The sequence below is a fragment of the Streptomyces sp. CA-142005 genome (genome assembly GCF_050942335.1).
Taxonomy (GTDB): Bacteria; Actinomycetota; Actinomycetes; order Streptomycetales; family Streptomycetaceae; genus Streptomyces.
Genome location: NZ_CP192078.1, coordinates 4,167,423 through 4,180,228, shown reverse-complemented (window position 1 = coordinate 4,180,228; position 12,806 = coordinate 4,167,423). Strand labels below are relative to the sequence as shown.

The 12,806-nt window shown below is 70.6% G+C and carries 13 protein-coding genes and 1 tRNA gene; 6 read left to right on the top strand and 8 right to left on the bottom strand.

Annotation, left to right across the window (positions count from 1 at the left end; genetic code table 11):
• Positions 1-5: 5 nt before the first annotated feature.
• Positions 6-398: a hypothetical protein gene (locus ACQPXS_RS19660; protein ID WP_433450692.1), complete on the top strand. Its 393-nt coding sequence runs from the start codon at positions 6-8 to the stop codon at positions 396-398.
• A gap of 21 nt (positions 399-419) precedes the next feature.
• Here the strand turns inward: ACQPXS_RS19660 and ACQPXS_RS19655 are convergent, their stop codons facing one another.
• The 4 genes from ACQPXS_RS19655 to ACQPXS_RS19640 are packed head-to-tail and all read right to left on the bottom strand — an operon-like array spanning position 420 to position 3,733.
• The gene (locus ACQPXS_RS19655; RefSeq protein WP_433450690.1) at positions 420-1,109 is read right to left on the bottom strand and encodes a DUF1707 SHOCT-like domain-containing protein; all 690 of its coding nucleotides are present in this window, start codon (positions 1,107-1,109) and stop codon (positions 420-422) included.
• Positions 1,110-1,118: 9 nt separating this feature from the next.
• Positions 1,119-2,108 carry an ABC transporter ATP-binding protein gene (locus ACQPXS_RS19650; protein WP_433450689.1) on the bottom strand — a complete coding sequence of 330 codons (990 nt, stop codon included), beginning with the start codon at positions 2,106-2,108 and terminating at the stop codon, positions 1,119-1,121.
• Positions 2,109-2,112: 4 nt separating this feature from the next.
• Positions 2,113-3,048 (bottom strand): ABC transporter permease, encoded by a 936-nt coding sequence (locus tag ACQPXS_RS19645; protein WP_433450688.1) that lies wholly within the window; start codon positions 3,046-3,048, stop codon positions 2,113-2,115.
• Positions 2,933-3,733: an ABC transporter permease gene (locus tag ACQPXS_RS19640; protein ID WP_356309443.1), complete on the bottom strand. Its 801-nt coding sequence runs from the start codon at positions 3,731-3,733 to the stop codon at positions 2,933-2,935. Before ACQPXS_RS19640 ends, ACQPXS_RS19645 begins: the two co-directional genes overlap by 116 nt.
• Before the next feature lie 982 nt (positions 3,734-4,715).
• On the opposite strand from ACQPXS_RS19640, the gene ACQPXS_RS19635 reads away from it, so the two are divergent.
• Positions 4,716-7,667: a transglycosylase domain-containing protein gene (locus tag ACQPXS_RS19635; protein WP_433450687.1), complete on the top strand. Its 2,952-nt coding sequence runs from the start codon at positions 4,716-4,718 to the stop codon at positions 7,665-7,667.
• Positions 7,668-7,927: 260 nt separating this feature from the next.
• Here the strand turns inward: ACQPXS_RS19635 and ACQPXS_RS19630 are convergent, their stop codons facing one another.
• Together ACQPXS_RS19630 and ACQPXS_RS19625 are read right to left on the bottom strand one after the other, a co-directional pair.
• The gene (locus tag ACQPXS_RS19630) at positions 7,928-8,287 is read right to left on the bottom strand and encodes a GroES family chaperonin (protein WP_031159553.1); all 360 of its coding nucleotides are present in this window, start codon (positions 8,285-8,287) and stop codon (positions 7,928-7,930) included.
• Positions 8,288-8,330: 43 nt separating this feature from the next.
• Positions 8,331-8,660, bottom strand: a complete 330-nt coding sequence (locus ACQPXS_RS19625; RefSeq protein WP_433450685.1) for a DUF3618 domain-containing protein — start codon at positions 8,658-8,660, stop codon at positions 8,331-8,333.
• A 92-nt stretch (positions 8,661-8,752) separates the two neighbouring features.
• Between ACQPXS_RS19625 and bcp the strand changes: the two genes are divergently transcribed.
• The 4 genes from bcp to ACQPXS_RS19605 all read left to right on the top strand — a co-directional run bounded on the left by bcp (position 8,753) and on the right by ACQPXS_RS19605 (position 10,681).
• On the top strand, positions 8,753-9,220 hold the full coding sequence (gene bcp / locus ACQPXS_RS19620) for a thioredoxin-dependent thiol peroxidase (protein ID WP_351809854.1): 468 nt from the start codon (positions 8,753-8,755) through the stop codon (positions 9,218-9,220).
• Between the two features lie 139 nt (positions 9,221-9,359).
• Entirely contained in the window at positions 9,360-10,019 is a 660-nt protein-coding gene (locus tag ACQPXS_RS19615) for an HNH endonuclease signature motif containing protein (protein ID WP_433450683.1), read from the top strand.
• A gap of 121 nt (positions 10,020-10,140) precedes the next feature.
• Positions 10,141-10,593 (top strand): HNH endonuclease, encoded by a 453-nt coding sequence (locus ACQPXS_RS19610; protein WP_433450681.1) that lies wholly within the window; start codon positions 10,141-10,143, stop codon positions 10,591-10,593.
• 15 nt (positions 10,594-10,608) lie between these two features.
• Positions 10,609-10,681, top strand: a tRNA-Leu gene (locus ACQPXS_RS19605).
• A 55-nt stretch (positions 10,682-10,736) separates the two neighbouring features.
• On the opposite strand, the gene rdgB is transcribed toward ACQPXS_RS19605, so the two are convergent.
• Both rdgB and ACQPXS_RS19595 read right to left on the bottom strand, forming a co-directional pair.
• Positions 10,737-11,339 carry an RdgB/HAM1 family non-canonical purine NTP pyrophosphatase gene (rdgB, locus tag ACQPXS_RS19600; RefSeq protein WP_356309454.1) on the bottom strand — a complete coding sequence of 201 codons (603 nt, stop codon included), beginning with the start codon at positions 11,337-11,339 and terminating at the stop codon, positions 10,737-10,739.
• Between the two features lie 46 nt (positions 11,340-11,385).
• Positions 11,386-12,720, bottom strand: coding sequence for an SGNH/GDSL hydrolase family protein (locus ACQPXS_RS19595; protein WP_433450680.1), 1,335 nt, complete (start codon positions 12,718-12,720; stop codon positions 11,386-11,388).
• Positions 12,721-12,806 lie beyond the last annotated feature (86 nt).

Here is a 12,806-nt window from a genome sequence, read left to right as displayed (position 1 = left end):
CCACCATGGCCGTCAGCCGACGCCGTCTCACCGCCGTCGCCGCAGTGGCGCTCGCCGCGCTCACCACCGGCCTCGCCACCGGCTGCGACGCCGTGAACAAGGCGCTGGACTGCGTGCAGACCGCCGACTCCATCGCCGACAGCGTCACCGACCTCCAGCAGGCCGTGGAGAACGCCGCGAACGATCCGACCCAGGCGGACGCCTCCCTCGACTCCATCGAGAAGAACCTGGAGAAGATCGGCGACAAGACCGACAACGCCGATGTCAACACGGCGGTCGACGACCTGAACAAGGCCGTGGACAACGTGCGCACGGCCATCAAGAACGGGGATAGGACGCCGGATGTGAGCCCCGTGACGGACGCGGCCGGTGAACTGACCAAGGTCTGCACGAAGTGACCCCGACGGCACGGGGCCGTATCAGTACTCCCCGTCCCGGCGCCGCTCCAGCTTCTCCTGGCGGCGCTGCTCCTTCAGCCGGAGCCGCTCCGCCCGCGTGACCTTGCGGGTCACCGCCACCTCGCCCCAGAACGCGAAGCCCCCGACGACCACGCGCGGAGCGCCCGGCTCGGGCTCCTCGTGCCTCGGGTGGTCGAAGCTGCCCATCACGCCTGTGCCGCGGACGACGACCTCGACGCCCGGCGGCACGATGACCTGCACCCCGCCCATGATCGCCACGCAGTTGATCACGACCTCGCGGTCCGCGAAGTCCGCCTCCCGCAGGTCGATCTCGCCGCCGCCCCAGAACGCCAGGCAGGTGAACTGCCTCGGCACCGTCCAGCGGCCCTTGCGCCGGAACCCGGACATGATGGCGACCGCACCCGCCGAGGACCCCTCGCCCCCGACGATCCGGCCCGCCCAACTCCCGCCCTGCACTGGTTCCTTGGTGAATGACACGGGAGCGGCCGGCGGCACGGTACCGGCCGTCGGCAGATCACGGGTGAGCGGCGCCAACTCGCCGTAGGTACGCGCCTTGTACGTCGCCTCCAACCGCTCCTCGAACTCCGCCATGTCGAGCCGGCCCTCGGCCAGCGCGTCCCGCAGGACCTCGGCGACCCGTTCCCGGTCGCTGTCGGACGCCCGGAGGTCCGGGACTGCGTCGTCGGTCATGGCAGAAGCCTACGAGACCGCCTTCTCCGCGTACATCTTGGCGATGACCGCCTCGATGTCGGGCTCCCGCACCGACAGGTCCACCAGCGGATACTCCGCCGCGAGATACGCGACGAGCGGCGCCGCCGACTGCCCCGCCGGGAACGCCAGCCACTGCCGCGGCCCCTCCACCCGCACCACCCGCGCCGACGGGACCTCCACCGGCGGCAGTTCCCGCTCCAGGTCCACCACCAGCGTCCGCTCGCTCTCCCCGGCCTCGTGCAGCCCCGCGAGCGGACCGTCGTACACCAGCCGGCCGTGGTCGATCACCATCACCCGTGAGCACAACTGCTCGATGTCCTGCAGATCGTGCGTGGTCAGCAGCACGGTCGTGCCCCGCTCGGCGTTCAACTCCCGCAGAAAGCCCCGGACTTTCGCCTTCGACACGACATCCAGGCCGATCGTCGGCTCGTCCAGGTACAGTACCTCCGGGTCGTGCAGCAGGGCCGCCGCGATGTCCCCGCGCATCCGCTGCCCGAGCGAGAGCTGCCGTACCGGCACGTCCAACAGGGCGCCCAGCTCCAGCAGTTCCACGCACCGGTCCAGGTTCTCGCGGTAACGGGCCTCAGGAATCCGGTACATGCGGTGCGCCAGCCGGTAGGAGTCGATCAGCGGCAGGTCCCACCACAGGGTCGTACGCTGCCCGAACACCACCCCGATCCGGTGCGCGAGCCGCCGCCGCTCCCGCGACGGATCGATGCCCGCCACCCGCAGCGTGCCCGCGCTCGGCGTCAGAATGCCCGTCAGCATCTTGATCGTGGTCGACTTCCCGGCGCCGTTCGGCCCGATGTACCCGACCATCTCCCCGCGCGCCACCGTGAACGAGATCGAGTCCACCGCCCGCACCTCGCGCCGCTCCCGTTTCAGGAACCCGGTCTTCCTGCGCACCTCGAAGACCTTCTCGACCCCCTCAAGTGCGATGAAATCCTTCTCCGGTGAGATGAAACCGCCGTCCGCCACCGCGCTAGCTCCCTGTACTCCGATACGAACGAAGTCCCGCCCGCCAGGCCAGCCCCGCCAGCGCGCAGCACCCCACCGCCACCAGCGGCGGGGCGAACGCCAGCCAATCGGGCAGCCCCAGCGGATACGGCCGCCCCAGCACATAGGTCGCGGGCAGCCAGTTGACGAAGGCCAGCGGCAGCACGAACGTCACCCCGCGCACCAGCTCCTTCGCGAACACCGTCGGCGGATACTGCAGCAGCGTCGTACCGCCGTAGGTGAAGGCGTTCTGCACCTCCGAGGCGTCCGACGCCAGGAACTGGAACGCCGCCCCCGCCACGAACACCGCGCAGAAGATCCCGCAGCCGCTCACCAGGGCCACCGGCATCAGCAGCAGCTTCAACGGCGTCCAGTCGATGTCCAGCCGGGCCACCGCCCAGGTGAGCACCAGCAGACCCTGCACCACCCGGCCCAGCCTGCGCAGGCCGAACTGGTCCGCCGCCACCTGGGCCAGCACCGGCGCCGGCCGCACCAGCAGCGTGTCCAGCGTGCCGTCGCGCACCCGCCGCCCCAGCCGCTCCATCGACCCGATCACCAGATCGGCAACCCCGAAGGCCACCCCGGACAGGCCGTACAGGAATGCCACCTCGGGCAGCGACCAGCCGCCCAGCGCGTCCACCCGCGAGAACATCAGCATGATCCCGACGAAGTCGAGCAGGGTCGCCGAGAAGTTGCCGAACGTGGTCATCAGGAACGAGGCGCGGTAGGCCATGGTGGACCTGATCCACATCCCGGCAATCATCCGATACGCCCGCACCCCCTCCCGCACCCGTCCTGTGCCGGTCTCACCCACCCTGGACCACCACCCTGCGCGTCGCCGCCGACTGCACCAGCCGTCCCGCACCCAGCAGCGCAACCGCCCACGCCCCCTGGAACACATACGTGCCCAGCGGGTCCGCATGCCCCAGCAGAACCTGGGCCGGCGCCTGGAGCAGCGAGGACCACGGCAGCGCCCGCACGATCTCGCCGAGGGCCCCCGGGAAGAGGTTCAGCGGCAGCAGCATGCCCGAGCAGAAGTAGCTGACCAGCCATGACATCTGCGTCACACCGGTACCGTCCAGGAACCAGAACGTGCTGAGCGCCACCAGGTACCGGATGCCGAACCCGACGATCATCGCCAGAAGCACGGCCACGAAGAAGGCGGCCCAGGTGCCCACGTCCGTCGGCAGGTACACCGGAAAGCACAGGGCACCGAACACGAACGGAAGCATCCCCCGCCCCACCAACTGGAAGAACGCCCGGCCCAGATCCGTCGCCAGCCACCACATCTGCAGATCGGCGGGCCGGTACAGGTCGATCGCCACGTCCCCCGTACGGATGCGTTCCATCAACTCGTTCTCGACGCCACCGCCGCCGATCGCGAGCGTCGACAGGAACGCCTGCCCCAGCCACACATACGTCACGACCTGCGCCTGATCCCACCCGCCGAGGTGCGGACGCTCGTCCCACAGCGCCCGGTACGTATAGACGAGGATCAGTCCGAAGACGGTGTTGGTGAACACCCCTGCCGCAGTGGCGGCCCGATACGTCGCGTACCGTCTGAATCCCCCCGCCGCGACGGCCACGTACAACCGTCCCGCGCCCACGCCAGTCCACCTCCCGGGACCGCTCGACACCGAAGCGCAGGAGCCTAGTCCCCGGGCCCGGCGGCCGGCCACGCAATTTCGTGCCCGAAGCGTGCTCGAATCCGGGAACGGAACGCCAGGTGCGAGAGTCTTCAAACGGGGGGCGCAGAAGCGTACGAGGCGTACAGGAACGTACGACGCGAAACAGGAGTCCGTGCACGACATGAGCGACGAGCCGCAGCCGCAGCAGCCGAACGAAGGCGTGCCGCCGAAAAAGCCGCTGGCTGCAGAAGGGCCCGACGCCCCCGGCACCCACCCCGAAGGGGGACCGGGCCAGGTCGGGGCAACCGACGATCCGACCCGGCCCGAGGAGGCCGGCCGACGGGCAGAGTCCCGGGAGACGCCGGGCACGGCGGAGGCCGCGCGGGCCGAACGGGGCGGTACGGCCACGCAGGGGGCGCAGGCCGGGCTCGGCCGATCGGGTGACCGTGCGGCGTCCGAGGCCGACTCGGCCCTGGACCGCACGGCCTCCTTGGCCCGCGCCCGTCAGGCGGCCCGAGGCGGCCGGCCGGAACAGCAGGCGGCGACCACGGCCAGCGGGGAGACGGCTTCCGACGCGCGTTCGGCGTCCGGCGAGGCCTCGGGCTCCGGTGGCGGTTCGCAGGCTCGCGGGGGCTCGGCGTCCGGTAGGGCTTCGGGCTCGGGTGCGGGTTCGGCAGCTCGTGGTGTGTCGGCCGCTGGTGAGGTCTCGGACTCCGCTGGGGGTGCGACGCGTGGTGCGTTGGCTTCCGGTGGGGTCTCTGGTGCCGCGCGGGTGGCTCGCGGGGGCTCGGTGTCCGGTGAGGTCCCGGGCTCGGGTCGTAGCTCGGCGGACCGTGTGACTCGTGGTGGCTCCGCGACCGGCGCGGTCTCCGGTGCCGGTGATGGCTCGGCTCGCTCCGGTGATGGCTCGGCGGACCGGGGCGCGTCGGCGTCCGGCAGCGGTCCGGGGGGCGGCGAGGGCGTGGCTTCGGGCGGTTCCGCAACCGGTGCGGCTTCGGCGTCCGGTGCCTCCACCGGGTCCCAGGATTCCGGTGCGTCCACCGCCTCCCAGGCCTCCGGTGCCGCCGCCTCCCAGGCGTCCGGTCGGCCCCGTACCGACTCCGGGAAGCCGCAGGTCCCGGCCGCCCGGACCGGATCCGAGCAGCCGCAGTCGGCCGAGAGCACGCAGGTACTCCGGCGCGTCACGGCGCCCCGGGCGGCCCAGGGCTCCGGTGAGGCGCCCGCCCCCGAGACCACGCAGGTTCTCCGGCGGGTCAACGCCCCCCGCGCGGCCGAGCCGGGCGACCCCGCCAGGACGCCGACCGCCTCTCCGGCCGGCGAGCCGAACGCCGGCGGCCGTACCCCTCGTACCACCGGCCCCGGCACCGCCCGCCCGGCCGGAGCGGTCGGCGCCGCCGGCCTCGCCGCCGGTGCCGCCGCCCAGGCCTCCCCGGCCGCCCACGCAGGCGCGGCCGGAGCCGCCGCCCGCGGCACCGGAACCGGCACCCGCAACTCTCTCCGCCCCTCCGAAGAGAACACCGCCCTCCTCGCCGCCACCCCCGCCGACGGCCAGCTCGCCGGAGGCAACGGCAACGGCAACGGCAACGGCAAGAAGCCGAAGCGGCCCAAGCGGACCGGATGGCGGCGGATCATTCCGACCTGGCGCATGGTGCTCGGCACCTTCGTCATCGGGATCCTGCTGATCGTCGGCCTCTTCTTCCTCGGCTACTCCCTGGTCAAGATCCCGCCGGCCAACGCCCTCGCCACCAAGCAGGCCAACGTCTACCTCTACGCCGACGGCTCCCAGCTGGCCCGTGACGGCGAGATCAACCGGGAGAACGTCAGCCTCGCCCAGATCTCCAAGGACGCCCAGCACGCCGTACTGGCCGCCGAGGACCGCGACTTCTACACCGAGTCGGCCATCGACCCCAAGGCGATGCTCCGCGCCGCCTGGAACACCGCGACCGGCAAGGGCAAGCAGTCCGGCTCGACGATCACCCAGCAGTACGTGAAGAACTACTACCTCGGCCAGGAGCAGACGGTCACCCGCAAGGCCAAGGAGTTCTTCATCTCGATCAAGCTGGACCGCAACAAGTCCAAGGACGAGATCCTCGAGGGCTACCTCAACACCAGCTACTTCGGCCGCAACGCCTACGGCATCCAGTCCGCCGCCCAGGCCTACTACGGCGTCGACGCCGAGAACCTCGACCCGGCCCGCGCCGCCTACCTCGCCGCGCTCGTCAACGCGCCCAGCGAGTACGACGTCGTCGCCCACCCCGAGAACAAGGCCGCGGCCGTCGCCCGCTGGAACTACGTCCTGGACGGCATGGTCAAGAAGGGCTGGCTCAGCGCCTCCCAGCGCGCCGGCATGAAGTTCCCGATGCCGAAGGAGCAGACGGTCTCCACGGGCATGTCCGGCCAGCGCGGCTACCTCGTCGAGGCGGTCAAGCACTACCTGACCACCAACGACATCCTCACCGACGACCAGCTCGCGACCGGCGGCTACCGCATCACCACCACCATCCAGAAGAGCAGGCAGAACGCCTTCGTCAAGGCGGTCGACGACCAGCTGATCTCCAAGCTGGACAAGAAGAACAACAAGGTCGACAAGTACGTCCGCGCCGGCGGAGCCTCCGTCGACCCGAAGACCGGCAAGGTCGTCGCCATGTACGGCGGCATCGACTACGTCAAGCAGTACACCAACGGCGCCACCCGCGGTGACTTCCAGGTCGGCTCCACCTTCAAGCCCTTCGTGTTCACCTCCGCGGTGCAGAACGGCTCGACCACCCAGGACGGCCGCCCCATCACCCCGAACACCATGTACGACGGCACCAACGAACGCCCCGTACAGGGCTGGAGCGGCGGCGCCTACGCCCCGCAGAACGAGGACCAGAAGTCGTACGGCCAGATCACCGTCACCAAGGCGACCGACCTGTCCGTGAACGCCGTCTACGCGCAGATGGCCGTCGACGTCGGCCCGTCCAAGGTCAAGCAGACCGCGATCGACCTCGGCGTCCCCTCCGGCACCCCGGACCTCCAGCCGTACCCCTCGATCGCCCTCGGCACCGCCACCGCCAGCGTGCTGGACATGGCGGAGTCCTACGCCACGCTCGCCAACCACGGCAAGCACGGCACGTACACCCTGATCGAGAAGATCACCAAGGACGGCACAGACGAGGTCAAGCTGCCCGAGCAGCCGGTCAAGCAGGCCGTCACCCGGGAGGCCGCCGACACCACCACGTCCATCCTGCGGAGCGTGGTCGACAACGGCACCGCCACCGCCGCGCAGGCCGCGGGCCGCCCGGCGGCCGGCAAGACCGGCACCGCCGAGAACGACACCGCCGCCTGGTTCGCCGGTTACACCCCCGACCTGGCCACGGTCGTCTCCGTCATGGGCCAGGACCCGGTGACGGCCAAGCACATGCCGCTATACGGCGCCCTCGGCCAGGCCCGCATGAACGGTGGCGGCCCGCCGACCCAGATCTGGGCCCAGTACACGGCGGACGCGCTGAAGAACAAGCCGGCCTCCGACTTCGACCTCCAGCTGCAGCAGGGCGCCGACCAGCCGCAGCCGCCCAGCACCACCGGCTCGGCCCAGCCGGGCACGACCGGTGACCAGACCAACGGCGGCCCCACCGGCACCCCGACCGACGGCGGTGCGACCGCCAGCCCGACCGACGGCGGCACCATCGGCACCCCGACCAACGGCGGCACGACCACCACCGGCGACACCGGCGGCACCACCACGGGCGGCACCAACACCACCGGCGGAGACGCCACCGGCGGCACGACCAACGGAGGCGACACGACCGGCGGCGGCACGGCCGACGGAGGGACCACCGCGGGCGACACGACCACAGGAGGCGGAACCGACGGCGGCGGCGGTCCGGCGGGCACGGCCGCCGGACCCGGAGGCGGCGACCCCGCCGCCTGACCCTTGACCTCCGTGCCGCCCACGTGACGTCTCAGTGACCGCTGGTCGCCTTCAGCCCCACCACGGCGACCAGCAGCAGACACACGAAGAAGATCCGGGCGGCGGTGCACCGGGCACCAGCCGGGTGAAGCCCTCGCTGTACTTCATTGTCGGGGATCCCGGTACGGCGCGTCTCGTCGGGCTGACGCCTTTGAACATGGCAAAGCAGCGCAAAAGGGGCCGGTGACGACGGTCACCGGCCCCTTCTCCGCGCTGTGGGACTACAGATACAGCCCCGTGGAGTCCTCCGACCCCTCGAAACGGTCCGCGGCCACGGCGTGCAGGTCCCGCTCGCGCATGAGCACGTACGCCACACCCCGTACCTCGACCTCGGCCCGGTCCTCCGGATCGAACAGGACCCGGTCACCCGGCTCCACGGTCCGTACGTTCTGCCCGACCGCGACGACCTCGGCCCAGGCCAGCCGCCGCCCGACCGCCGCGGTGGCGGGAATCAGAATGCCGCCCCCAGACCGCCGCTCACCCTCACCGGTCTCCTGCTTGACCAGAACCCGGTCGTGCAGCATCCGGATGGGAAGCTTGTCGTGATGGGGGGTGCTGTGCTGGTTTCTGTTGGCGCTCACGCCTCGAACCTACCTGCCTTCGCCCTGCTCGTCCGCGTCCGGGTCAGCGCCTGCGCCGCCTGCGGCCCACGGCGAGCAGCCCCACGACACCCAGGGCGAGCAGCGCGACGGGCACGACCCGCGCCACCCGCAGCCCGCCCTCCTCGTCGACGAACTGCGCCCGCACCTCACTGACCGCCCGGTTGACCTGCACATACGCCCGCCCGACGGTGTGATCGATGTTCGCGACGACCTTGGCCTTGGCATCCCCGATGATCGTCTGCGGGTGCACCCGCACCCCGATCTCGTCGAGCGTCTCCGCCAGCACTTCGCGGCGGCGCTTGATGTCCGCCTCGATCTGCGCCGGGGTTCTGGTGTCCGACGTGTCCGCCACCGTACGGCCTCCGAAGTCTGTGATGCTGTCCCGGACAGTCTGTCAGCTTCTCCTCCCGGCGCACCGCAAGGGCCCCCGGTTACCCTGGCCCGATGAGCGAGCGACTCCAGCCGGGGGACGTGGCCCCCGCCTTCACCCTCCCCGATGCCGACGGCAACGAGGTCTCCCTTTCCTCCCACAAGGGCCGCAAGGTCATCGTCTACTTCTACCCGGCCGCCCTGACCCCCGGCTGCACCAAGCAGGCCTGCGACTTCACCGACAACCTGGATGTCCTGGCCTCCGCCGGCTACGACGTGCTCGGCATCAGCCCCGACGCCCCGGAGAAACTGGCGAAGTTCCGCGAGAAGGAATCCCTCAAGGTCACCTTGCTGGCCGACCCGGAGAAGAAGGTCACCGAGGCCTACGGCGCCTACGGCGAGAAGAAGAACTACGGCAAGACGTACATGGGCGTCATCCGCTCCACGATCGTCGTCGACGAGCAGGGCAAGGTCGAACGAGCCCTCTACAACGTCCGCGCCACGGGCCACGTGGCCAAGATCATCAAGGATCTGGGTATCTGACGGCGCCCGATTCCGCAGTCGGCGGCCCGCACCGGGACATTCCGGCGCGGGCCGCTTCCTCTTTCCGTGCGTGACTGTTCGATAACCGGTTCGTTACTCCGTACGGGCGGCGAACGCGTGCCCGGAACGGAGGGGTTCGATGGGGGCCGGCGCGTACACCAGGCAGCGGCTGGAAGAAGCGGCTCGCGGAGCGCGGACGTTGTCGGAGGCGCTGGAGAGGCTGGGGGTGGGTCCGAGGAGCCCGACGCGGCGGTACGTCCTGGAGCGGATGAGGAAACTCGGGGTGGATGTCGCGCACTTCGAGCGGGAGGGGGTGAAGTGGACGCGGGAGATTCTTGAGCCGGTCGTCGCGTCCGCGAGCATCAACGAGGTCGTGCGGCGACTCGGGCTCGACTCCGTAGGTGGTCACCAGGCCAACATCGCCCGACGGATCAAGGCGTACGGAATCGACATCTCGCACTTCACGTCTGTGGTCCGAACCGAACGGATGAGGTACAACCAGCGTCGCCGAAGCGCTGAAGAGATCTTTGTCCACGACACATCGGCGCATGCGCGGCGCATCCCGAGCCGGCGACTCAAGAGGGCGATGACCGAGCCGGGCGTGGAGGAGCGCTGCGCCTTGTGCGGTATCGAGCCGGTCTGGCACGGAGAGCCGCTCCCGCTTGAGGTCGACCACATCGACGGCGACTGGCGCAACAACGGCGTCGAGAACCTGCGGTTCCTCTGCCCCAACTGCCACTCGACCACCGACACTTACCGAGGGCGCGGCAAGGGACGCGCGCGGGCGGGCGCCGTATGAGCAGCGGAGTGCAGTACACGCGCGAGCGGTTGGCCCTCGGCGATTCACGCACTTCGGGATCGACATCTCGCACTTCCCTGACTCCGGCAGGCGTGCCCGTCCCGCGCCCGATGAGTTGCATGTGGCGGTCGCCGAGTCGGTCTCCATCGCCGAGACGCTTCGTCGCCTGGGGCGCCCGGATACCGGGACTCAGCGCGCGCTGCTGCGTCGATGGGTTACCGAAGAGGGCATCTCGACCGGGCACTTCCGAGGGCAGGCACACGGTCGAGGCAAAGCCCGCCCGGACTGTACCAAGCGGCCGGAGGACGTACTGGTTAAGCACGATGGTCAGCGTCGGACAAGCACCTACCTGTTACGCCGTGCGCTCCGAGAGGTGGGTGTACCGCAGAAGTGTGCCAAGTGCGGCATCGGGCCCGAGTGGATGGGGAGGCCGATGACGCTGGAGGTTGACCACGTCAACGGCGACTGGAGCGACGACCGGCGCGAGAATCTCCGGCTGCTGTGCCCCAACTGCCACGCGACTACGGACACCTGGTGCCGAGGCGGTCGGCAACGGCATACTCTCGCCCAGTAAGGTAGAGCACGGCACGCGCTCGTACTCCAACGGCAGAGAGACAGGCCTTAGAAGCCTGGTGTTGTCGGTTCAAATCCGACCGGGCGCACAGGCGGAAGCGGCCCCACATCTTCGTTTCAAAGGTGCGGGGCCTCTCCGCAAGCTCAGCCCAACAGCTCCCGAACCACCGGCACCAGCGCCCGGAACGCCTTCCCCCGGTGGCTGATCGCGTTCTTCTCCTCGGGGGTCAGCTCGGCGCAGGTGCGCGTCTCGCCCTCCGGCTGGAGGATCGGGTCGTAGCCGAAGCCGTTCGTGCCGGCCGGGGCATGCCGGAGTACGCCCCGGAGCCGGCCCTCGACCACCCGCTCGCGCCCGTCCGGCAGGGCGAGCGCCGCCGCGCACGCGAAGTGGGCGCCCCGGTGTTCGTCCGCGATGTCGGCGAGCTGGGCCAGCAGGAGATCCAGGTTGGCCTTGTCGTCGCCGTGGCGGCCGGCCCAGCGGGCGGAGAAGATGCCGGGGGCGCCGTTCAGGACGTCGACGCAGAGGCCGGAGTCGTCGGCGACCGCGGGGAGGCCGGTGGCCTGGGCGAGGGCGTGGGCCTTGAGCAGGGCGTTCTCGGCGAAGGTGACGCCGGTTTCCTTGACGTCGGGGACGTCGGGGTAGGCGTCGGCGCCCACCAGCTCGTGGGGGAGTCCGGCGTCGGCGAGGATCGCCCTCAGCTCGGTGATCTTTCCGGCGTTGCGGGTGGCGAGGATCAAGCGGGTCATGCCCGCCAGTATTCCTCGCCCCGCATCTTCGGGTTCCGCCCCGTGTCTACAGTTCCGCCTGTCCCGCGCCCTTGAGCGTGTTCAGGTCGAAGACCGTGGCCATCCGGCTGAAGCCCAGGTCGCTGGGGTGGAGGTGGTCGCCGGAGTCGTAGTCGGGGCGGAGGCGGCGGGGGGCGTAGGGGTCGCGGAGCGCCTTGTCGAAGTCGACGACCGCGTCGTACACGCGGCCGGACCGGATCTCGGCGTTGACCTGCTGGCGTACCGTCTCGCGGGCGGCCGTCCAGCCGCGGTGGCCCTGGAAGGGCATGAGGGTGGCGCCGACGACCTTCAGGCCGCGGGCGTGGGCCTGGCGGACCAGGGTGCGCAGGCCGGTGATGATCTTGTTGGGGTCGGCGAGCCGCGGGTTGCGGAGGATGTCGTTGACGCCGAGGTCGATGACGACGACCTTGACGCCGGGGTGGGAGAGGGCGTCGCGGCCGAAGCGGCCGAGACCGCTCTGGTTCTCGGCGGGCCGGCCGAGTCCGTCGGCGAGGACCTGGTTGCCGCTGATGCCCTCGTTGACGACGCTGTAGCGGGGTACCTGCCGTCCGCCTTCGAGTGCGGTGTGCAGCCGGCCGGCGAGGATGTCGGGCCAGCGGTGGTTGGCGCCGATGGTGGAGGTGATGCCGTCGGTGATGGAGTCGCCGAAGACGACGACGGTGCCGTCGGCCTCGTTGCTGAGGACGTCCAGGGCCGTCAGGTAGCGCCAGTACGGGGTCTGCCGGGTGTACGGGGTGCCGGTGGCGTCCTCGGTGCGGTCGCCGTCGGCGACGTAGGAGACCTGCCGGGCGTGCGGGTGGTAGGTGACGGGGCCGGAGGGGGTGGGGGAGTAGGTGGTGACCAGGACGTCGCTGTCGTGCGGGACGGCGAGGCGTACGGGGTCGCTGGCGATCTGTTCGCCGGCGGGTACGACCACGGTGGTGGCGCCGTTGAAGGTGAGGCGGCGCATGGTGCCGGGGTCGGCGGCGGCGGTGCCGTCGCCGGTGGCGAGCGCGACTGTGGCGTGGGTGATGGTCAGCGGCTCGTGGCCGTAGAGGTTGGAGAGCGTGATCCGGACGCTCGTGCCGCCCGTGTTCGCGTGGACGACGTTGCGCACGGAGCGGCCCGCGAGGCCTGTCGTCTCGGTGCCGGGTTCGCCGCCCACCGGGGAGGCGGACCAGGCGCCGACCCAGGTGCCGGTGGAGGCGGGGGCGACGGAGGCGCCGTGGTGGGGGCGGTCGTCGGTGAGGGCGGTGCGCGGGGTGCCGTCGTCGGCCGTCACGGTGAGGTAGATGGTGGCGGACACGGCCAGGACGAGTGCGACGAGCGCACTGAGCAGCGCATAACCACGACGTCTGGTCACGCTTGTGTTGTTCTCCTCGGGGATGGGAGCCCGAGGCTCCGATCTTGATGAGCCCATGATGCGTCATGGGCCGGGGGAGCTGTCAG